Below are 19,484 nucleotides of genomic sequence, written 5' to 3'. Positions count from 1 at the left end.
CTCACGTCTCCAGATTTTCGTTCGGCTAGGACGTACAGGGAAAAAGCCCCTGTTGGTAGTCGTTAGTGCGTCGTGATCGGCGAGAAGTTCCAAGAAAGCTCACTATCCACTGCTCACTCATCGCTCAGCGCTCCCGTTCAGACTGCCGCAGCGCCGCGCACCACGACACCCAGATCGTCGTTCTCGCGCACCTTCTTCAGCGTTTCCTCGGCCTGCGTCGCCTCGCGCTGGCGGTTCCACATGGAGGCGTAGAGGCCGTCGCGGTCGATCAGTTCTCCGTGCGTGCCGCGCTCGGCGATACCGCCGTCCTTCAAGACGATGATCTCGTCGGCATGAATGACCGTCGACAGGCGGTGGGCGATGACCAGTGTCGTGCGGTTCTGCGAGACGATATCGAGTGCGGTCTGGATTTCCTGTTCGGTGCGGGTATCGAGTGCCGAGGTCGCCTCGTCGAGGATGAGGATCGGCGGACTTTTCAGCACGGTGCGGGCAATCGCCACGCGCTGCTTTTCGCCGCCCGACAGTTTCAGGCCGCGCTCGCCGACCATGGCACCGTAGCCTTCCGGCAGACTTTTGATAAAGCCGCCGATCTGGGCGATGTCGGCTGCCGCCTCGATCTCGGCCTGGGTGGCCGATGTGCGGCCATAGCGGATATTGTAGGCGATGGTGTCGTTGAACAGCACCGTATCCTGCGGCACCATGCCGATGACGGCGCGCAAGGATTTCTGCCTGACGCCGCGCACGTCCTGACCGTCGATGGTGATGGCGCCTTCCTGCACATCGTAGAAACGATAGAGAAGCCGCGACAGCGTCGACTTGCCGGCGCCGGATGGGCCGACGACGGCGACGGTCTTGCCGGCCGGCACCTCGAAGCTGATCCCCTTGAGGATCGGCCGGGCGGGATCATAGGCGAAGTGCACGTCCTTGAAGGCGATGGCGCCCTTGTCGATCACCAGCTCCACCGCGTCCGGTCTGTCCACGACCTCGGCCTCGACTTCGAGCAGGTCGAACATCTGTTCGATATCGGTCAGGCCCTGGCGAATTTCGCGATAGACGAAGCCGATGAAATTGAGCGGGATCGACAGCTGCATCAGCATGGCGTTGATGAAGACGAAATCACCAAGCGTCTGCTCGCCTCGCTGCACGGCCAGGGCCGACATCACCATCATGATCGCCGTGCCGGCGCCGAAGATCACCGCCTGGCCGAAGTTCAGCCAGCCGAGCGAGGTCCAGACCTGCGTCGCCGAGCGCTCGTAGCGTTCCATCGACTGGTCGAAGCGTTTCGCCTCCATCTCCTCGTTACCGAAATATTTGACGGTCTCGAAGTTCAGGAGCGAATCGATCGCCTTGGTGTTGGCATCGGTATCGCTGTCGTTCATGGCGCGGCGGATGCCGATGCGCCAGTCGCTCGCCTTGATGGTGAACCAGATATAGAGGACGACGGTGACGGCCGTCACCAGCAGATAGTTGAAGCCGTATCCCCACCAGAAGATGATCGCCGTCATCAGGAACTCGATCAGCGTCGGCACGGTGTTGAGGATGGTGAAGCGGACGATCGTCTCGATGCCCTTGGTACCACGCTCGATGATGCGCGACAGGCCGCCGGTGCGGCGTTCCAGATGGAAGCGCAGCGACAGCTGATGCATGTGGACGAAGGTGCGGTAGGCGAGCTGGCGCACCGCATGCTGGCCGACACTGGCAAACAGCGCGTCGCGCAGCTGGTTGAGCCCCGCCTGCAGCAGCCGGGCCAGATTGTAGGCCAGCACCAGCATGACGGCGCCGGTGAAGACCACAGGCATTGCGCCAACGAGATCGGTTTTGCCGTTCAGCGCGTCGGTCGACCATTTGAAGAAATAGGGCACGAGCAGCAGCACGACCTTGGCGATCAGCAGAATGACCGTCGCCCAGACGACGCGCATCTTCAGGTCGGCACGGTCGCTCGGCCACATATAGGGCCAGAGGTTGATGATCGTCTGCAGCGGATTGCCCGCATCCGCCGATACCGTCTTCTTCTGTGCTGTCACGTTGTTTCCCGCCGTCGTTCGTGGCCGCCCGTCTTACGGACAGGGGTCAGCCGTCATGCACGCTCGCAATGTCATGCGACTGAAGACATCGAAACGAAAGACGTGCATGCAATTTTCCAATCAAAAGCGGCGCCTTTCTCAAGGCGCCGCTTTTGATGGTTCAGATAGGTCTCATCGTCGCCCGCCGCAATGGAGCGCGCCGCAAAAAGCCGTCAGGGCTGATGCTTCACGTGCTTGCGGTGTATCGCTTCCGATTCGGTCTCCGACATCGCCGTGTCCGGCACGCCGAAAACCTGGCCCGGCAGGATACGGTCCGGGTTGGTGATCTGGTCCTCGTTGGCGAGATAGATCGTCGTGTAGCGCACGCCCGCGCCATAAACGCGGCGCGAGATCTGCCAGAGCGTATCGCCGCGGCGGATGATGACCGAGGTCTTGCTCTGCTTGAGCGGCGCCTGCTGGACGGTTTCCGGCTCGGCAGCGGCCTGCCCCGTTGCCGGCGTGGTCGCGGCAGCAGCGTTGCCGGTTGCCGTAGCGGCAGCGCCTGACTCCGCGGAAGGTGTGGCCGGTTCAGCAGCCGGCTTTTCCGCCGTCTCCGTCGCAGGCTTTGCAACATCGCCGACAGCCGGTGTCGTGGCAGCGGCGGTGTTGTCCCCTGCCGGTGCCGGCGTCGTCGTTTCGGCGGCAACCGCGTTGTTGCCGGTCCCGTCGGTGCGCGGCATCAGCGCCGAGCCAACGGCGGCCTCGATCTTGCCGAGCGACGCCGAAACGCTAGCCGCGTCATGCGGCAGCCCCTTCAGCATGGCCAGCGCCTCGGTGGCGGCTTTGGCCGTCTTTGCCGCCGTTTCCTTGACATTGGCATCCAGGTTGTCGGCAACCTTGAAATCGGCAAGCGACTTCAGGGCGATTTCGGTGGCGGAGCGCGCCGCGGCCAGTTCCTCGTCCGAGGGGACCTTACCATCGGCAAACAGGCCCTTGAGCAGGCCGAGTGCCTTGGTCGCTTCAAGCCTCAAACCGTCAAAACTGCCGCCCTCGAACGGAACGACGGAACCTTGTGCGTTGCCCTGCGCAACCGCTGCCACCTGATCGCCCACAGGACGATCGAACGGCACGGCAGCGCGCAGCTCGACCTTGCTGCCATCGGCACCCATCATGTCGGCCCGGATCGTGTGATTGCCGACGGGAAGATCGATCGTACCGTCGACGACAAAGCGTCCCTCCGCATCGGCTTTGGTTTCACCGACCAGCGCGTCGTCGGCATAGATGCGCACCAGCGCGCCGGCCTTGGCATTGCCGGCCACGAAGATCTTCTTGCCTTCGATTTCGACCGCCGACACGGCAACGGCCGATTTGTCGCCTGCGGCAGGGACCGGAGCTGCGTCAGCCGTTGCCGGGGTCTGTGTCGCGGCTGCCGTATCGGCCGGTTTTGCGGTGTCGGTTGCAGATGCGGCGGGTGCAGGTTGTTCAACCTCCGCCACCTCATTGGCAGCAGCTGCCGTATCGGCGGCCTGACCGGCGGCTTCCGCCACCGGCTTGGTGATAATGCGGCTCGCTTCGCCCGGCTTCGAGACCATGGCGAGAAGCTCGCCGGCCTTGTCCTTGGGGATCGAGACGGTGGCCACTTCTTCCGAGGATTTGGTCACGCCGTTGTCGCCGACGCTGCGCAGCGTCAGCTGATAGTCGCCGGCCGGAAGCGGCTTGTCGAAGATCGCGGCGAAATCGCCGGTCGCGCCGACATCCGTGCTGCCGACGACCGTTTCGCCGTTGACGATCTCAAGCTTGGTATTGGGCTGCGCGCGTCCGGCAATCACGGTCGAGCCGTCCGGTTCGACGCGCAGGACATCGAAGCCCGGCACCGTCCACGCGGCTGCCGGATCGGCAGACTTGGCATCGGCAGGCTTGGCATCCGTTTCGGCGGGTGCGGCAGCAGCCGTTTCGCTTTCAGCCGTCGGCCGCGCACCCTTCGTATCCGCAGGCTTCACGGCATTGTCCGCCGGAGCGTCGGCCGTCACCGTATCCTTGCCGCTGTTGATATTGGGCAGGACAAAGAAAACCATCAGCAAGGATGCTGCTGCCAGGACAATAAGGGCCACCCAGCCGGCCTTGTTCTTCATCATGCACATCTCCAATTGGCCCGGAACCGTCTGCGTTCGACATGAACGCGAAAGGACAGCCCTTCCCAAGCCCGCTATGCGTGCCGTTTCCCGTTTGCGTCACCCCACGGAATCGGCCTTGCACATATCGTCACGTCATTCCTAAAAATTGCTAACGATTTCCTACGCTTTCCACAAGCATCGCCGCATGTTCAGGACTATCCACAGCTCTCTTTTCCGTCATTTTTCTTGACGCTTACCGCCCTGCGATGTCTCTTTGGGGCATGACCGAGAAAAATACCCCGATTCGATCCATCTGCGTGTACTGCGGCTCCCAGTCCGGACGCGACCAATCCTATATCGATGCCGGCCGCGCGCTGGGCAAATCCATCGCCGAAAATCACCTGCGCCTCGTCTACGGCGGCGGCACCAAGGGCATCATGGGTGCTGTCGCAAGCGGCGTTCTCTCGCATGGCGGACGCGTTACCGGCATCATACCAGAATTCCTCATGGATATGGAGGCCACCCGTCATTCACTGGGGCAGCTCAGCGAACTGATCGTCACGCCTGACATGCACGACCGCAAGCACAAGATGTTCGAGCGCTCCGATGCCTTCGTGACGCTGCCCGGCGGCATCGGCACGCTGGAGGAAATCGTCGAGATCATGACCTGGGCGCAGCTCGGCCGTCACCGCAAGCCGATCGTGCTGGTCAACATCAACGGCTTCTGGGATCCGCTGATGACGCTGATCCATCACATGGCGGATGCCGGCTTCATCCACACCGCCCACCTGGTCCAGCCGCTTGTCATCGACGCTGCCGAAGACGTGGTTCCGGCACTGCTTGCCCATTGGGCAAGCCAGGTCGATCGCGACGGCAATGACGGGATCATCTCCAAGCTGTAAAAGCGTCCGGCCCGAATTGCACGATATTGATCGCTGTGCCGTCACGTTATAATATCGTGGCGGTACATGACCGGGCAGGATGCCGACTTCCATGGATGACAAGAACGGAATCTCCGAAGATCTCAGCCGGCGTATCGACAGACTGGCCGCCCGTTCGACCCTAACGCGTGCGCAGATCATCGAGGATGCGCTGTCTCACGGCCGTTCCCTTGCCTGGCAAGAAAGATGGATTAGCGGCGTACAGGAAGGCCTCCAGGAGGCTGATCGCGGCGACTTCGCGACCGACGATGAAATCGCCGCCGTCCTCAACAAGTACAGCCAGACCTGACACCGGTGCGGATCGTCTGGACGAGACGCTATCTGCGAGAGCTTGCCGGCATCGCCGACTATATCGGCCAACACAATCCGCGCGCGGCGGCACGCCTCGTCAACGATATTCACGCCAAAACGTACAGACTGCCGTCCGCCAACCCTTTCATCGGGCGCAACGGCGATATTCGCGGAACGCGGGAGCTGGTCATTCCAGGGACACCATATATCGTTGCCTATCGTGTCCGCGACACACAGGTCGAAATCCTCTTCGTGCAGCATGGTGCGCGTGAATGGCCAGAGGATGTTTAAAGCCCGCGTCTTTGATCGGGCAGCGTCTATTCCGCCGGGTCCGGCACCACCACCCGGCGGGCGCGGCTTTCCATGATCATCGATGTCGAATAGACCGCCAGCGCCGCCCAGATCAGGATGAAGGCGATCAGTTTCGACGTGCCGAAGGGCTCGTGAAACACGAAGACGGCGATGATGAAGATCATCGTCGGGGCGATATACTGCATGATGCCGATGGTGGAGAGCCTCAGCAGCTTGGCGCCGTTGGCGTAGATCATCAGCGGCACCGCGGTGACCACGCCGCAGGCCAAAAGCCAGCCGACATCGGCCCAGCCCGTATCGGTGAAATGCCCCTGCCCCGAGATTTCGAGATAGGCGATATAGCCGAGCGCCGGAACGCTGAGCAGCAGCACTTCCAGGAAAAAGCCCTGATTGGGGCCGATCGGCAGCGTCTTGCGGAAGAAGGCATACAGCCCCCAGGACAGCGCCAGACCGATGGAAACCCAGGGCAGACCGCCCGCATCGAAAGCCAGCACGACGACGGCGACGGCAGCCAGCACGATCGCGACGATCTGCGCCGGATTGAGCTTTTCCTTCAGAAGCACGGCCCCGAGGAAAATCGAAAACAGCGGATTGATATAGTAGCCGAGCGCGGTTTCGAGCGCCCGCCCGGCGCCGATCGCCCAGACATAGATGCCCCAGTTGAACGTGACCAGCACAGCCGTCAGCATCGCCATCTTCAGCATGCGTGGCGACCGCAGAGCCACCTTCACGTCATCCATACGGCCAAGCAGGATCAGCACGGCGCCCGCAAGCGGCACCGACCAGACGATCCGGTGGGCCACCACTTCAGAAGCCGGGATATGAGCGACGGCCTTCATGAAGAACGGCAGGACACCCCAGAGCAGATAGGCCGCAAGCGCGAAGGCGAAGCCGCGCGGCGAATCGCCGTTTTGCACCACCGGTGTTTGTTTCGCATCAGCCATGGCGTTTCATCCCGTTCAGATTTTTATATTGTTCGCGCCGTCCTACTCCAAAGCCCCTTGATCAACCAATTCATTTCCGTGAACCTTGCTTCAATCAAAGCTGATGCAAGCCATCACGGCAGAGGCGGCAATACCTGATATTTTACGGGGTGCATTCCGTGGTCTGCCGTCCTAGGTTCTTTCCAGACCATGACCGGTCAGACGATAAGGATTTCATGATGTCATCGATCCTCGCGCTTCATCCGATAACCCGCCGTTCGCTCTTGAGCGGTGCCGCAGCTGCCTCCGCGCTCATTCTGCTGCATCCCTTTGCCGCCCGCGCATCTGCCAATCAGGCGCATCTGCGCATCATGGAAACCACCGACATCCATGTTCATGTCTTCCCGTATGATTATTATGGCGACAAGCCGAACGACACGCTGGGCCTTGCCCGCACCGCCTCGATCATCGATGCCGTCCGTGCCGAGGCCGGCAACTCCTTCCTGGTCGACAATGGCGACTTCCTGCAGGGCAACCCGATGGGCGACTACATGGCCTATCAGCACGGTATGAAGGACGGCGACGTGCATCCGGTGATCAAGGCGATGAACGTGCTTGGTTACGAGGCGGGAACACTCGGCAACCACGAATTCAACTATGGCCTCGACTATATGTTCAAGGTGCTGGCCGGTGCGAACTTCCCCTATGTCTGCGCCAACCTGACCAAGGGACAGCTGGCCTCCGATCCCAAGAACGACGAGCTGTTCTTCAAACCCTACACCATCGTCGAGAAAACCATAACCGACGGCTCGGGCGCCGCAAGCGAGCTGAAGATCGGCATCATCGGCTTTGTGCCGCCGCAGATCATGCTGTGGGACATCAAGAACCTCGAAGGCAAGGCGCAGACGCGCGATATCGTCGAGGCGGCCAAGGCCTGGATACCGGCAATGAAGGAGGACGGGGCCGATATCATCATCGCGCTTTCGCACTCCGGCATCGACGGCTCAGGCCAGAGCGAGCGCATGGAGAATGCCTCACTCTATCTCGCCGGTGTGGAGGGCATCGACGCGGTGTTTACCGGCCACCAGCATCTCGTCTTCCCCGGCCCGAAGAGTTTTGACGGCATCGAGGGTGTCGATCCCGTCAAGGGCACGCTGCTCGGCAAGCCGGCAGTGATGGGCGGCTTCTGGGGCTCGCATCTCGGCCTGATCGATCTTTTGATCGAGAAGGACGGCAAAAGCTGGAAGATCGTCGACTTCACCACCGAAGCGCGGCCGATCTATCACCGCGAGGACAAGAAGGTGGTGGCCGACGTACCGGATCGCGCCGACATCCTGAGCGCGGCCAATGCCGAGCATGAGGCGACGCTCGCCTATATCCGCACACCGGTCGGCAAGACCACGGCGCCGCTCTATTCCTATTTCGCGCTGGTGGCCGACGATCCGTCCGTGCAGATCGTCTCCAATGCGCAGACCTGGTACATCAGGGACATGCTGAAGGACACGGAATACAAGGACCTGCCCGTGCTATCGGCGGCAGCTCCCTTCAAGGCGGGCGGACGCGGCGGCGCGGACTACTATACCGATGTTCCGGCAGGCGACATCGCCATCAAGAACGTCGCCGACCTCTATCTGTACCCGAACACGGTGCAGGCGGTGGTCATTACCGGTGCGCAGGTGAAGAACTGGCTGGAAATGTCGGCTGGCATGTTCAATACCGTCGCCCCCGGCGCCAAGGATGTGGCGCTTCTCAACACCGCCTTCCCCTCCTACAATTTCGACGTCATCGATGGCGTCACCTACCAGATCGATCTCTCTCAACCCGCCAAATACGATGGCGACGGCAATGCGGTGAATCCCGGTTCGAACCGCATTCAGAACCTGTCATTCGAAGGCAAGCCGATCGATCCGGCACAGAAATTCGTCGTCGCCTCCAACAATTATCGCGCCGGCGGTGGCGGCAAGTTCCCGGAGATCACCAGCGACAAGGTGGTCTTCGCCGCCCCCGACACCAACCGCGACGTGATCGTGCGCTACATCATCGCCGAAGGCACCATCAACCCTTCGGCCGACGGCAACTGGAGTTTTGCGCCGGTGAAAGACGCGACGGCGGTATTCGACAGTGGACCGAAGGCGCGCGGGCTGATTGCCGACGTCAAGGGTGTGAAGATCGAGGACGCCGGCGATGGCGCGGATGGGTTTGCGAAGTTTCGACTGGTGTTGTGAGCTGAGGCTTCCGAGGCTGTGCAATGCTCCCCACCCAAGATCAGGTGATGGGGAGCAAAGGGCTTAAAAACCCGGCAATCGAACGCAAATCCGCCTGACGGCGTCAAAGACTGAACACGGTGCTCATTTGGGTTTATCACTGCCCCATGCAGGATCAGCCATCTCAAGAACATTTACTTCGATCACGTAGTTATGGTTCTTGAGCGGCTTCTTGACCTGCCTTCGGAAATTCAGCGAAGCAGCCCGCACGGCAACTTTGTCGGCCTCTTCGTTTCCCGAAGAATTTTTGATGAAGGTACTGACGTGCCTGCCATTCGCATCAGTGCGCATTCCGACTGTTGCAGTCTTAGGCGTGCTGCAACCACACACGACAAGCGGTACGATGCACAGTGCTGCGGCAATAATTCTTCTCACAATATGTCCTCATTTCCCCGAATACGTGTATCTTCCTACGAGAAACACGTAGCCTGGGCAAGACCCAACTTTTGCCATCGCATCGGCCGCTACAAGTGTTTTCCATCTCCATCGGTTGCCCCAAAAAATCCGGCCTACTCTGCCGCAGCCAGCCCCGCCTGATCCCTGTTCTTCAACAGCTTGAACACGATCGAGTCCATCAAAGCCAGGAACGACGCATCGATGATATTGTCGGATACGCCGACCGTCCACCGGATAGCGACTTATGGGTTTGGCAAGACAAAGAGGCCAAACTGATTAACTTGGGAGAGCAACAGTTCAAGTTTCTGCAGCGTCTCCGCGATCAGCAGGTCGGTACGATCGTACCCGCCCAATACGCGCACTCCGAAATCGCTGAAGTAAATGTCCATCAAGCGCTTCTCGCGGAGACTATCCACCATGACCTTCTCAAGACGTACATCAACGGTCTCAAATTTTCGAACCGGGCGGGGACGATTGCAGATCGTTCCATGACGCCCGAGCATACGATATAGTTCGAGAAATTTACGCTCGCCGGCGAGGTAATCGTCCAGTCTGCCCTTCTGCAAGGCAAGCGAGTAGGTCATCAGGGGACTTGCTCCAGCCTCCTCTTCTGAGAGCCAGTGGTCGAAGACAGAAATGTACGCATAGGCAATTCCCATCTCAGAAACGTCTTTTTTCCCGAAATCCAACTCGAGAAAATGCGCTTTTAGCGAAGTATTCGTCGCCATCTAACCTACTGATTAAAATAATCTTTCGACTCTAAAACCGGCCGTACCAAAGAATGGGAAGACGGGTCAGCAGGTCGTATCAGTCCTCAATGCGTAAAATTCACACGGATACCCCTATTCCGCAGCAGCCAGCCCCACCTGATCCCTGTTCTTCAACAGCTTGAACACGATCGAATCCATCAGCGCCTGAAACGACGCATCGATGATGTTGTCGGAGACGCCGACCGTCCACCAGCGGGCGCCTGAGCCGTCGACGGATTCGATCAGGACGCGGGTGATGGCCTCGGAGCCGCCGTTGAGGATACGGACCTTGTAGTCGACCAGTTCGAGATCTTCGATCTCCGACTGGTATTTGCCGAGATCCTTGCGCAGCGCCAGATCGAGCGCGTTGACGGGCCCATGGCCTTCGACGACCGACATGGTGGCTTGTCCATCGATCCAGACCTTGACCACCGCTTCGGAGACGGTCTTCAGATTGCCGTTGGCATCGAAGCGGCGCTCGACCATGACGCGGAAACTTTCGACATGGAAGAAGTCCGGCACCGAACTCAGGGTTCGCTGGGCGAGAATGAAGAAGCTGGCGTCGGCGCCCTCATAGGCATAGCCGGTCGCCTCGCGTTCCTTGACGATGGAAATCAGCTTGTCGAGCTTGGGATCGTCCCTGGAGACGGCGATGCCGCGGCGCTTCAGCGCATTGATGAAATTGGCCTTGCCGCCCTGATCCGACACCATGACCTTGCGCAGGTTGCCGACGCTTTCGGGCGTGACGTGTTCGTAGGTGCGCGGGTCCTTCAGCAATGCCGAGGCATGGATGCCGGCCTTGGTGGCAAAGGCGGAAGCGCCGACATAGGGCATCTGGTGGTCCGGCGAGCGGTTGAGAAGCTCGTCGAAAGAATGCGAGAGCTGGGTCAGTTCCTGCAGCCGGTCCGGGTCGATCGCGGTTTCGAAACGGCTGGTATAGGCTTCCTTCAGCGCCAGCGTGGGGATCAGCGTGATCAGATTGGCATTGCCGCAGCGCTCGCCGATGCCGTTCAGCGTGCCCTGGATCTGGCGCACGCCGGCCTCGACGGCGGCCAGCGAATTGGCGACCGCCTGGCCCGTATCGTTGTGCGCATGGATACCGAGATTGGCACCGGGAACACCATGGGCGATGACGGCCGCGACGATATCGCGGATTTCCGGCGGCTGCGTGCCGCCATTGGTGTCGCACAACACCACCCAGCGGGCACCGGCATCATAGGCCGTCTTGGCGCAGGCCAGCGCATAGGCCGGATTGGCCTTGTAGCCGTCGAAGAAATGTTCGCAGTCGATCAGCGCTTCCTTGCCGCCGGCGACGACGGCCTCGACCGAGGCCTTGATCGATTCGAGATTTTCGTCGTTGGAACAGCCAAGAGCGACGCGGACATGAAAGTCCCAGCTCTTGGCAACAAGACAGATCGCGTCGCTTTCGGCCTGCAAAAGGCTTGTCAGCCCCGGATCGTTGGATGCGGAAACACCGGCGCGCTTGGTCATGCCGAAGGCGACAAAGCGGGCTGTCTTCGTGCGCTTCTCGCTGAAGAATTCCGTATCGGTGGGATTGGCGCCGGGATAACCGCCCTCGACATAATCCATGCCGAAATCGTCCAGCATCGTGGCGATGGCGATCTTGTCCTCGACGGAAAAATCGATGCCGGGCGTCTGCTGGCCGTCGCGCAGCGTGGTGTCGAAGAGGTGAATGCGTTCGCGGGTCATCGATGTTCCCTCCAGAGGAACGAAATACTCTTTTGAAAAAGGCCCCTCACCCTAGCCCTCTCCCCGCAGGCGGGGAGAGGGGACAACAGAGTTTGCCGCAGATCCCTTCTCCCCGTTCACGGGGAGAAGGTGCCCGACAGGGCGGATGAGGGGCAGCTCCTTACTGTTTCCCCGCAAACCGGTCCGTCGCCCGGATCAGCCTGTCGAGAATGCCGGGCTCGGAATAGGCATGCCCTGCCCCTTCGATCAGATGGAATTCGGCTTCGGGCCAGGCCTTGTGCAGCGCCCAGGCGTATTTTGCCGGACACGGCATGTCGTAGCGGCCGTGGACGATGACGCCGGGGATGCCGTGCAGTTTGTGGGCGTCGCGCAACAACTGCCCCTCCTCCAGCCAGCCGGCATTGACGAAGAAATGGTTCTCGATGCGGGCGAAGGCGTGGGCGTATTCCTCGTCCTCGAAGGGCGTCGAGGTCGCAGGTTCGGGCAGCAGCGTGATGGTCTCGCCTTCCCATACGCTCCAGGCCTTGGCCGCGGCAACGCGGGTCGCCTTGTCGGCGCTGGTCAGCCGCCGGTGATAGGCAAGCATCATCTCGTGGCGCTCGTTTTCCGGGATCGGTGCGATGAAGCGTTCCCATTTATCCGGGAACATTTCCGAGACGCCGAACTGATAGTACCAGTCAAGCTCCGCCTTGGTCAGCGTGTAGATGCCGCGCACGACCAGTTCGGACACGCGCTCGGGATGTTTTTGCGCATAGGCGAGCGCCAGCGTCGAGCCCCATGAGCCGCCGAAGACCAGCCATTGCTCGGCACCGGCCATGTCGCGCAGCCGCTCGATATCGGCGACCAGATGCCAGGTGGTGTTGGCTTCCAGTTCCGCATGCGGCGTCGACTTGCCGCAGCCGCGCTGGTCGAACAGGGTGACGTCATAGAGCTTCGGATCGAACAGGCGGCGGTGCTTGGGCGAGATCGTGCCGCCCGGGCCGCCATGCAGGAACACGGCCGGCTTGGCGCCGGGCGTTCCCGACTTTTCCCAATAGATAGTGTGGCCATCGCCGACATCGAGATGGCCGGAGGCATAGGGTTCGATTTCGGGATAGAGCGTGCGGAAAATTTCGGTCATGCCTGTCTGCTTTCTGGTCGAATAGAGATCAATGCCCGCCTGTGGCTTCAGGCATCCGGAAACTGCGGCCAGACCTCGGTGTCGTGGTCCGGATGCTGGAAGGAAATGATCTGCTCCTGCTGCATGTAATAGTTGGGATCCTGATGCACCGGCTGATCGAAGATGGTCGTGACCCACGGGTTGCGGGCTTCGAAATTCACCTGAATCTGCGGGGCGAGATCGGAGCGGTCGTCGAAGGCGCCGATGGCGATTTCGAGGCCACCCGGATGCCTGTAGGTCAAGGGCGTGCCGCAGGCGGCGCAGAAGCCGCGGGCAATGTTGACGGAGGACTGGAAATAGCTCGGCTCGCCGCGCGTCCACTCCGTCTCGCCCTTGACGGTGACGAGCGGGCCGAAGAAGCCGCCGAAGGCTTTCTGGCACATGCGGCAATGGCAGATCGACGGGCGGCCAAGCGCACCGTGAATCTTGAAACGCACGGCGCCGCACTGGCAGCCTCCGGTTCGAATGGTCTCGGTCATGTCGGGTTCTCCACTGGCCAATGATCTGTATCGTAATCGGGATGCTGATAGGAAACGAGATGCGCGAGAAAGGACACGGCATCCTGATCGGCCATCGTGTCTTCGCCCGGCAGGTCCGGCACGTGATCGACGTAAGGCAGCTTGGCCTCGATGCCCCACTGGATTTTCGGAACGATGCCTGCGGGTTTATCGAAAGCCGCGATCGCCAGGGCAACGCCATCCGGCGCCTCATAACAGAGCGGCGTGCCGCAATCCCCACAGAAGCCGCGCTTGGCGGCATTGGAAGACTGGAAATATTTCGGGCCTCCCCGCGTCCAGACGAGCTTTGCCTGGCGGACGGAAACCAGCGGTGCATAGAAATTGCCAAACGCCTTCTGGCACATGCGGCAATGGCAGACGGAGGCATCGCCAAGCGCGCCATCGACACGGAAGCGCACCGCGCCGCACTGGCAGCCGCCGGTCTGGATGGAGGCGGTCATGGCACCATCTCCTGATCTACGAGCCAGTTTTCAAGCTTGAGGCCAGTCACGCGCGAAAATTCGCCGGTGTTGTCCGTTACAAAAGTCAGGTCCAAAGCGCGGGCATGTGCCGCGATCAAAAGATCCATGGGGCCAATGAGATTACCATCGCGGGTGAGTTGGTCTCGAATGTCTGCGTAGTGCACGGTAGCCGCAACTTCATAGGCCAGGACGTCCAAACGTTCGAGGACGTTTTCGATCAGCGACGACAGGCGCTCCGATCGTTTTTTCACCGCGCCATAGCGGAGTTCAGACGCGACAAGCGCACTGATACAAAGCTGGTCACTTCCAACGGCTTCAACGCGGCGCGCAACCACACCACCCGGAGCGCGGATCAGATGCGACACAATATTCGTGTCGAGCATATAGAGCCACGTGCTCACAGATCGACATCCTCGAGCGGTAACTGCCCGTCATCAACATCCGGAAACTCTTCGTCCCAAGGCTCGATCGTGGCCAGCCATTCCAGCAGACCGCTTTTCTTTTTCGGCTCGATGATCAGCCGGTCGCCCTCCTTGCGCATGATCGCCTCGTTTCCCGGAAGCTCGAATTCCACGGGAATGCGAACGGCCTGATTGCGGCCGTTGCGAAAGAGCTTCACCTCACGCTCCTGGTCAACATGGATCACAGTCATGGCGGCCTCCTTTGGCATATGCCTAAACATATGCCACCACACTCAAATAGACAAGTTAACGCTTGACCTCCCACGTGGTCACACGCTCGCCGGTCGCCGCATCCTTGCCGTCTTTCAGCTGGATGCCCTTGGCCAGCAAGTCGTCGCGGATTTTGTCGGCTTCCGCGAAGTTCTTGGCTTTCAGCATTTCGAGGCGCATCGCCACCAGCGCCTCGACCGCGGAGGCAACGGCTTCATCAACCTCCGTTTCCTTCGGCAGCACACCGAGCAGAGCAGCGCTTGCGGCGAAAACCGGCAAGGCTGCTGCGTCGGCGTTGGCGGCCGAAGCCAGAGCATGCAGGGCCTGCACAGCCGCAACGGTGTTCAGGTCGTCGGCCAACGCACTGATGACGGAAAGGTCCGGCGCGGTATCGCCAGGTTTGCCCGCCGGCCACCTGGAGAGCAATCGCTCCGCCTCTTCCAGCCGCTTGATCGAAAAATCGATCGGCTCGCGGTAATGCGTCATCAGCATGGCCAGCCGCAAAACCTCGCCCGGCCATGTGCGGCCGCCAAAGGTTTCCGTGTGCAGCAGTTCATGGATGGTGACGAAATTGCCGTCGGACTTCGACATCTTGCGGCCTTCAACCTGCACAAACCCGTTGTGCATCCAGACATTGGCCATCACCTCCGTGCCGTGGGCGCAGCGCGACTGGGCGATCTCGTTTTCGTGGTGCGGGAAGATCAGGTCAAGCCCGCCGCCATGGATATCGAAGGTCTCGCCGAGATAACGCTGGCTCATCGCCGAGCATTCGATGTGCCAGCCGGGGCGGCCCCTGCCCCACGGGCTTTCCCAGCCGGGCTCTTCGTTGGAGGAGAGCTTCCAGAGGACGAAATCGCCCGGGTTTTTCTTGTGCACATCGACGGCGATGCGGGCGCCGGCCTGCTGCTCGTCGAGATTGCGCTTCGACAATTGCCCGTAGTCCGCCATCGACCTTGTATCGAACAGCACCTCGCCTTCAGCCGCATAGGCGTGGCCCTTGGCGATCAGCGCCTCGATGATCTCGATCATCTGGGGGATATTGTCGGTGGCGCGCGGCTGCACGTCCGGCTCGACGCAGCCGAGTGCCTTCGCATCCTCGAAGAACTGCGTCTCGGTCTTTTCCGTCACCGCGCGGATAGCGTCGTTCAGCGGCAGGTCGGGGAAATCGCGCAGAGCACGCGCGTTGATCTTGTCATCGACGTCGGTGATGTTGCGGACATAGGTGACATGGCTGTCGCCGTAGACATGGCGCAGCAGCCGGTTGAGCACATCGAAGACGATGACCGGGCGGGCATTGCCGATATGGGCGAAATCATAGACCGTCGGGCCGCAGACATACATGCGGACATTCTGCGGGTCGATCGGCGCGAAATCGGCTTTCTCCCGTGTCAGCGTGTTGTACAATTTCAATGCCGGCTGTCCGCCCATGTTCCATCTCCCATTCCGCACGCCACCGAATACACACAGCCGCCCGGCTGGACCTTCGCGTTGTCATCTTGATTTTTGGGAGACGAAAACGGCCAGGCCAGCTTTGGGGCTAGCGAATAATAATCCGGCAGGTGATGCAGATAACCGTTTTCATGGGCAGCTTTATCGCGCTTCGTTTACGCCCGGTCAAGAGGTCAGCCGCGCTCCAGCGTGATATGTTGGAATACTGGATCATACGTCATTGTTTTGTCATGATTGGGCTTATCTGGAGACGCCGGAACCCGGGGGAATCAAGGCTTTCAGGCACTTGCACATTAAAGCCTGTTTCCCGGGGTACAACGAGGAACGCCATTCCGATGGACAACACACCGGTCGAAGCGTTTCCAGCTAGGGACAGCACCTGAGGAGAATTTGAAATGCCTGGTCCAAAAACCGACAAGAACAGTCCGCGAGCGGCGGCCAATCTCGTCGAGCAATACCGTCCGCTCGGCCTGAAGGCCGTGCTTGCCGCCGCTTTGCAGATCAAGCCGAAGCCGGTGAAAAAACCCGCCTTGCCGAAGCAGCCGGCCTGATCGCTCAAAAGAGCGACAGCTGGGGGTTGGCGGGCGGCTCCTTGGGCTTTGCGGCGGGTCTTGCGGCAACGTGTACCGGGGTCTGGAGGTCGGCGCCGGTATTGGCCACCTTGTTCACCCGGTCGGATACGGCGATGACCTCGAAATAATCGTCGTCCGCTGGCGCCAGCAGGTCCGCGACATCGCGCGGCTCCTGCGTCCGGCAATCAAGCCAGCGGGCAAAGTCCTCCGGCTTGATCACCACCGGCATGCGATCGTGCACATCGCCTATCCTGGAATTGGCATGGGTGGTGAGGATCGCGCCGGTATCGACCTCAGATCCGTCGGCGGAAGACCAGGTCTCCATCAGGCCCGCGAATGCAACGATGCCGCCGTCTCTCGGACGGATCCAATAGGCCTGTGACGCTTCTCCGCTTTCCTTCGACGGCCGATGCCATTCATAGAAACCGGAGGCCGGGATGAGAATGCGCCGGTGGCGCATCGCCGCCTTGAACGATGCCTTGCCGGCCGCCGTTTCGGCGCGGGCATTGATCAGCAGCGGAAAATCACGCGGATCCTTGACCCAGGACGGCGTCAGCCCCCAGCGCACCAGAAGCGCCCTGCGGTCCGGCAGATTGCTGCCCGGCCGCTGGCGCTCGCCAGACATGACGATGATGATCGGCTGCGTCGGCGCAATGTTGAAACGCGCCGGAAAATCCTCCGTTTCCAGAAGACCGAAGACGTCAGCCAATTCCTTCGGTGTCGCCGTCAGCGAAAATCGTCCGCACATGGCATTCAAATCGCACTTCACCTAATGTGGGTCAAGATTTTCGATGCTTGCCTGGTTCATGAACATGACATCCTCTCCCCAACTTGCCTCATCCGCCATTCTCGAACGCGAGGGGCGCTATCTGCTCGTGCGGCGCGCCAATCCACCGTCCGCGGATATGTATGCCTTCCCGGGCGGACGGGCGGAGGCCGGGGAGACGCCGGCGGAAACGGCGTTGCGTGAGTTTCACGAGGAGACGGGCATTGCGGCGCGCAATCCCGTGCTGTTTGAAACCTACGACCTGCCGCCACGCGAATCGGACGGGGCCGGAGCCCGGCATTTTTTCCTCTCGGTCTTCACGGTCGAGGCCGATCCGGATCGTGTCGCGATCGCCGGCGACGATGCGGCCGGGATCGGCTGGTATACGGCGGCCGAGATCTTTGATCTCCCCATCCCCGAGAGTGTGCGCGAATGCGTGGAAAAACTCGAGGCGCTTGCCCGCCGGTAACCATGCCGGTGAAAATCCACTTGCCCGCGCACGTGATTCGGGGCTTGAAAGAAACATGATCCGCTTTCCAGCCATCCGACCGTCTCTTTTGCTGGTTTTTCTCGCCCTGCCGCCGAGCGTCCAGGCGCAGCCGGCCACGCCGTCCGGCATTCCCACCGATACGGCAGAGAAGGCTGCGCCCTATGATGCGCGGCTGCTCCGGCTTTCGGAAATCCTTGGATCCGTTCACTATTTGCGCATGCTCTGCAAGGATGCCGCAGCGGACAGCTGGCGGCAATCGATGCAGGATCTGCTCGACAAGGAGGCGCCGGGCGAGGTCCAGAGGCGTGCCCGCATGACCGCCGCCTTCAACCGCGGTTACCGCACATTTGCCTCCGTTTATACGGCCTGCACGCCGCCCGCCGTTCTCGCCGACGAGCGATACCGTGCTGAAGGAGCAACACTTGCTTCAGAAATAACCGCCCGCTTCGGAAATTAATGGGAAATTAACCTCTTTCTTCAGGAGCCCGTGTCGTTTTGGGAAAAGGCTGCTAAGGTTGTTAAGAGAGTGGTAAGAAGTGGCATCGGCTCGAGTTGGATGCCAAGTAAAGAGTGTGAAACGGCATGGAACGAATGATGGAACCACGTCTGAATGACATCGACGACATGATTGTTCATGAGAAGATGCAGGCAGCCTTGGAACACCAGAATGAAGCCTGGGCGGATGGCATGGCCGATGGCATCGAGCCGGAGATCATCGCTGACGCTGCCATTGCTCTTGCCATGCGCGAGACGATCCGTATCCACGGCGAAGATGGGGCCGAAGCCATGTTGAATTCGCTTCGCGAGCGTATGCTGGCCGGCGAGTTCTCACCGGAACGCACCCTGCAGTAGCCTCGAGGCCGCCATGAAACGCCAGCTATCAGCAAACCGGACACGTGCGGTTCGCCTTTCCGCGTTGCTGCTTGCCAGCGTGTTTGCCACATCCCTGCTTTTGCCCCACTCCGCCCTCGCGCTCAGCGAGCTGAAACAGTTACCCGCGGAGACGAGCCAGGACAAAGCGGGCCCGGACAAGAAGACCGGGGACGTTCCGGAAGACGACGAGCCTGCCGACGAAGGCCCGATGCAGATTCCGATGCCGGACCCCCTGGTCCACAAACCTGCCCGCGATACCAAGAGTGATTCGGTCGAGGACCAGACACCGGCCGAGCCGGTGGAAGTGCTGTCGGATGTTTCGAAGATCCCCGAACCCGTCGCCCGTATGCGCGAACTGATCGTCGAGGCGGCGGCCTCCGGAGATATCGAACGGCTGCGGCCGTTGCTCGGCAAAGGCCAGACCCAGACGCAGGTGAGCGGCAATGACGCCGATCCCGTCGAGACGCTGAAGGGCCTTTCCGGCGATCCGCAGGGCATTGAAATCCTGGCGATCCTGCTCGACGTCCTGTCGACCGGTTTCGTACTCACCGAAAAAGGTACGCCGGACGAAGTCTATGTCTGGCCCTACTTCACCGAAAAGCCCCTGTCCTCGCTCACCCCACCGGAAAAGGTCGATCTCTTCCGGCTGGTGACCGCCGGCGATTTCGCCGAGATGGAGGAAGCCGGCAACTATAATTTCTACCGCGTCGGGATCACGCCGGACGGCCAGTGGAAATTTTTCGTGGCCGGAGACTGACGGGCGTCGCAAAGCGCTTGCCGCGACGCTTGCGAAATCCTACCTGTTTCACTTGATGAACAGGA

22 protein-coding genes are annotated in these 19,484 nt (G+C 60.7%); 9 read left to right on the top strand and 13 right to left on the bottom strand.

Translation table 11 applies throughout. From position 1 onward, the window contains the following. Nucleotides 1–137: 137 nt before the first annotated feature. On the bottom strand, nucleotides 138–2,024 hold the full coding sequence (locus ADU59_RS07085) for an ABCB family ABC transporter ATP-binding protein/permease (RefSeq protein WP_068953099.1): 1,887 nt from the start codon (nucleotides 2,022–2,024) through the stop codon (nucleotides 138–140). 212 nt (nucleotides 2,025–2,236) lie between these two features. After that, the gene (locus ADU59_RS07080; protein WP_068953097.1) at nucleotides 2,237–4,138 is read right to left on the bottom strand and encodes a LysM peptidoglycan-binding domain-containing protein; all 1,902 of its coding nucleotides are present in this window, start codon (nucleotides 4,136–4,138) and stop codon (nucleotides 2,237–2,239) included. Nucleotides 4,139–4,398: 260 nt separating this feature from the next. Between ADU59_RS07080 and ADU59_RS07075 the strand changes: the two genes are divergently transcribed. From ADU59_RS07075 to ADU59_RS07065, 3 genes are all read left to right on the top strand, one after another. Further along, a complete protein-coding gene (locus ADU59_RS07075; RefSeq protein ID WP_068953095.1) occupies nucleotides 4,399–5,019 on the top strand; it encodes an LOG family protein in 621 nt (206 codons plus the stop codon). A gap of 91 nt (nucleotides 5,020–5,110) precedes the next feature. After that, nucleotides 5,111–5,347, top strand: a complete 237-nt coding sequence (locus tag ADU59_RS07070) for a CopG family ribbon-helix-helix protein (protein WP_068953093.1) — start codon at nucleotides 5,111–5,113, stop codon at nucleotides 5,345–5,347. 5 nt (nucleotides 5,348–5,352) lie between these two features. After that, complete coding sequence (locus tag ADU59_RS07065) at nucleotides 5,353–5,640, top strand: type II toxin-antitoxin system RelE/ParE family toxin (RefSeq protein ID WP_068953091.1); 288 nt, start codon at nucleotides 5,353–5,355, stop codon at nucleotides 5,638–5,640. Between the two features lie 26 nt (nucleotides 5,641–5,666). Here the strand turns inward: ADU59_RS07065 and rarD are convergent, their stop codons facing one another. After that, complete coding sequence (gene rarD / locus ADU59_RS07060) at nucleotides 5,667–6,605, bottom strand: EamA family transporter RarD (RefSeq protein WP_068953089.1); 939 nt, start codon at nucleotides 6,603–6,605, stop codon at nucleotides 5,667–5,669. Nucleotides 6,606–6,823: 218 nt separating this feature from the next. Here rarD and ADU59_RS07055 point away from each other — a divergent pair, with 218 nt between their 5' ends. Continuing rightward, entirely contained in the window at nucleotides 6,824–8,809 is a 1,986-nt protein-coding gene (locus tag ADU59_RS07055) for a bifunctional 2',3'-cyclic-nucleotide 2'-phosphodiesterase/3'-nucleotidase (RefSeq protein ID WP_068953740.1), read from the top strand. Between the two features lie 123 nt (nucleotides 8,810–8,932). Here ADU59_RS07055 and ADU59_RS07050 read toward each other — a convergent pair whose 3' ends face one another. From ADU59_RS07050 to cysS, 9 genes are all read right to left on the bottom strand, one after another. Further along, complete coding sequence (locus ADU59_RS07050; protein WP_139093152.1) at nucleotides 8,933–9,223, bottom strand: hypothetical protein; 291 nt, start codon at nucleotides 9,221–9,223, stop codon at nucleotides 8,933–8,935. A 263-nt stretch (nucleotides 9,224–9,486) separates the two neighbouring features. Further along, the gene (locus ADU59_RS07045; protein ID WP_083198158.1) at nucleotides 9,487–9,972 is read right to left on the bottom strand and encodes a hypothetical protein; all 486 of its coding nucleotides are present in this window, start codon (nucleotides 9,970–9,972) and stop codon (nucleotides 9,487–9,489) included. Nucleotides 9,973–10,086: 114 nt separating this feature from the next. Beyond that, a complete protein-coding gene (gene cimA / locus ADU59_RS07040; RefSeq protein ID WP_068953084.1) occupies nucleotides 10,087–11,703 on the bottom strand; it encodes a citramalate synthase in 1,617 nt (538 codons plus the stop codon). Between the two features lie 160 nt (nucleotides 11,704–11,863). After that, entirely contained in the window at nucleotides 11,864–12,823 is a 960-nt protein-coding gene (gene pip, locus ADU59_RS07035; protein WP_068953082.1) for a prolyl aminopeptidase, read from the bottom strand. 47 nt (nucleotides 12,824–12,870) lie between these two features. Further along, nucleotides 12,871–13,341 (bottom strand): GFA family protein, encoded by a 471-nt coding sequence (locus ADU59_RS07030; protein WP_068953080.1) that lies wholly within the window; start codon nucleotides 13,339–13,341, stop codon nucleotides 12,871–12,873. Next, a complete protein-coding gene (locus tag ADU59_RS07025) occupies nucleotides 13,338–13,820 on the bottom strand; it encodes a GFA family protein (protein WP_068953078.1) in 483 nt (160 codons plus the stop codon). The genes ADU59_RS07030 and ADU59_RS07025 overlap by 4 nt, the downstream gene beginning before the upstream one ends. Beyond that, the gene (locus ADU59_RS07020) at nucleotides 13,817–14,242 is read right to left on the bottom strand and encodes a type II toxin-antitoxin system VapC family toxin (RefSeq protein ID WP_244506365.1); all 426 of its coding nucleotides are present in this window, start codon (nucleotides 14,240–14,242) and stop codon (nucleotides 13,817–13,819) included. Before ADU59_RS07020 ends, ADU59_RS07025 begins: the two co-directional genes overlap by 4 nt. Then, the gene (locus ADU59_RS07015) at nucleotides 14,239–14,493 is read right to left on the bottom strand and encodes an antitoxin (RefSeq protein WP_068953074.1); all 255 of its coding nucleotides are present in this window, start codon (nucleotides 14,491–14,493) and stop codon (nucleotides 14,239–14,241) included. Before ADU59_RS07015 ends, ADU59_RS07020 begins: the two co-directional genes overlap by 4 nt. 55 nt (nucleotides 14,494–14,548) lie before the next feature. Next, a complete protein-coding gene (gene cysS, locus ADU59_RS07010) occupies nucleotides 14,549–15,940 on the bottom strand; it encodes a cysteine--tRNA ligase (protein ID WP_068953072.1) in 1,392 nt (463 codons plus the stop codon). A gap of 416 nt (nucleotides 15,941–16,356) precedes the next feature. Here cysS and ADU59_RS30870 point away from each other — a divergent pair, with 416 nt between their 5' ends. Continuing rightward, nucleotides 16,357–16,512: a hypothetical protein gene (locus tag ADU59_RS30870; protein ID WP_162843347.1), complete on the top strand. Its 156-nt coding sequence runs from the start codon at nucleotides 16,357–16,359 to the stop codon at nucleotides 16,510–16,512. A 4-nt stretch (nucleotides 16,513–16,516) separates the two neighbouring features. Here ADU59_RS30870 and ADU59_RS07005 read toward each other — a convergent pair whose 3' ends face one another. After that, nucleotides 16,517–17,281 (bottom strand): SOS response-associated peptidase, encoded by a 765-nt coding sequence (locus ADU59_RS07005; protein WP_068953070.1) that lies wholly within the window; start codon nucleotides 17,279–17,281, stop codon nucleotides 16,517–16,519. 64 nt (nucleotides 17,282–17,345) lie between these two features. On the opposite strand from ADU59_RS07005, the gene ADU59_RS07000 reads away from it, so the two are divergent. The 4 genes from ADU59_RS07000 to ADU59_RS06985 all read left to right on the top strand — a co-directional run bounded on the left by ADU59_RS07000 (nucleotide 17,346) and on the right by ADU59_RS06985 (nucleotide 19,419). Beyond that, complete coding sequence (locus tag ADU59_RS07000) at nucleotides 17,346–17,768, top strand: NUDIX hydrolase (protein ID WP_068953738.1); 423 nt, start codon at nucleotides 17,346–17,348, stop codon at nucleotides 17,766–17,768. Between the two features lie 55 nt (nucleotides 17,769–17,823). Continuing rightward, on the top strand, nucleotides 17,824–18,246 hold the full coding sequence (locus tag ADU59_RS06995; protein ID WP_068953737.1) for a TIGR02301 family protein: 423 nt from the start codon (nucleotides 17,824–17,826) through the stop codon (nucleotides 18,244–18,246). Nucleotides 18,247–18,371: 125 nt separating this feature from the next. Then, nucleotides 18,372–18,641 carry a hypothetical protein gene (locus tag ADU59_RS06990; RefSeq protein WP_099050770.1) on the top strand — a complete coding sequence of 90 codons (270 nt, stop codon included), beginning with the start codon at nucleotides 18,372–18,374 and terminating at the stop codon, nucleotides 18,639–18,641. A 13-nt stretch (nucleotides 18,642–18,654) separates the two neighbouring features. Further along, nucleotides 18,655–19,419 carry a hypothetical protein gene (locus tag ADU59_RS06985; RefSeq protein WP_068953068.1) on the top strand — a complete coding sequence of 255 codons (765 nt, stop codon included), beginning with the start codon at nucleotides 18,655–18,657 and terminating at the stop codon, nucleotides 19,417–19,419. Nucleotides 19,420–19,484 lie beyond the last annotated feature (65 nt).

This window comes from Pararhizobium polonicum (assembly GCF_001687365.1).
Classification (GTDB): Bacteria; Pseudomonadota; Alphaproteobacteria; order Rhizobiales; family Rhizobiaceae; genus Pararhizobium; species Pararhizobium polonicum.
This window is presented reverse-complemented; position numbering and strand designations above follow the sequence as displayed.

Excerpts from the sequence above, each read along its gene's own strand:
- ADU59_RS07080 (WP_068953097.1), bottom strand. The coding sequence starts at position 4,138 with ATGATGAAGAACAAGGCCGGCTGGGTGGCCCTTATTGTCCTGGCAGCA.
- ADU59_RS07075 (WP_068953095.1), top strand. The coding sequence starts at position 4,399 with ATGACCGAGAAAAATACCCCGATTCGATCCATCTGCGTGTACTGCGGC.
- ADU59_RS07070 (WP_068953093.1), top strand. The coding sequence starts at position 5,111 with ATGGATGACAAGAACGGAATCTCCGAAGATCTCAGCCGGCGTATCGAC.
- rarD (WP_068953089.1), bottom strand. The coding sequence starts at position 6,605 with ATGGCTGATGCGAAACAAACACCGGTGGTGCAAAACGGCGATTCGCCG.
- ADU59_RS07055 (WP_068953740.1), top strand. The coding sequence starts at position 6,824 with ATGTCATCGATCCTCGCGCTTCATCCGATAACCCGCCGTTCGCTCTTG.
- ADU59_RS07045 (WP_083198158.1), bottom strand. The coding sequence starts at position 9,972 with ATGGCGACGAATACTTCGCTAAAAGCGCATTTTCTCGAGTTGGATTTC.
- cimA (WP_068953084.1), bottom strand. The coding sequence starts at position 11,703 with ATGACCCGCGAACGCATTCACCTCTTCGACACCACGCTGCGCGACGGC.
- pip (WP_068953082.1), bottom strand. The coding sequence starts at position 12,823 with ATGACCGAAATTTTCCGCACGCTCTATCCCGAAATCGAACCCTATGCC.
- ADU59_RS07030 (WP_068953080.1), bottom strand. The coding sequence starts at position 13,341 with ATGACCGAGACCATTCGAACCGGAGGCTGCCAGTGCGGCGCCGTGCGT.
- ADU59_RS07025 (WP_068953078.1), bottom strand. The coding sequence starts at position 13,820 with ATGACCGCCTCCATCCAGACCGGCGGCTGCCAGTGCGGCGCGGTGCGC.
- ADU59_RS07015 (WP_068953074.1), bottom strand. The coding sequence starts at position 14,493 with ATGACTGTGATCCATGTTGACCAGGAGCGTGAGGTGAAGCTCTTTCGC.
- cysS (WP_068953072.1), bottom strand. The coding sequence starts at position 15,940 with ATGGGCGGACAGCCGGCATTGAAATTGTACAACACGCTGACACGGGAG.
- ADU59_RS30870 (WP_162843347.1), top strand. The coding sequence starts at position 16,357 with ATGCCTGGTCCAAAAACCGACAAGAACAGTCCGCGAGCGGCGGCCAAT.
- ADU59_RS07005 (WP_068953070.1), bottom strand. The coding sequence starts at position 17,281 with ATGTGCGGACGATTTTCGCTGACGGCGACACCGAAGGAATTGGCTGAC.
- ADU59_RS07000 (WP_068953738.1), top strand. The coding sequence starts at position 17,346 with ATGACATCCTCTCCCCAACTTGCCTCATCCGCCATTCTCGAACGCGAG.
- ADU59_RS06995 (WP_068953737.1), top strand. The coding sequence starts at position 17,824 with ATGATCCGCTTTCCAGCCATCCGACCGTCTCTTTTGCTGGTTTTTCTC.
- ADU59_RS06990 (WP_099050770.1), top strand. The coding sequence starts at position 18,372 with ATGGAACGAATGATGGAACCACGTCTGAATGACATCGACGACATGATT.
- ADU59_RS06985 (WP_068953068.1), top strand. The coding sequence starts at position 18,655 with ATGAAACGCCAGCTATCAGCAAACCGGACACGTGCGGTTCGCCTTTCC.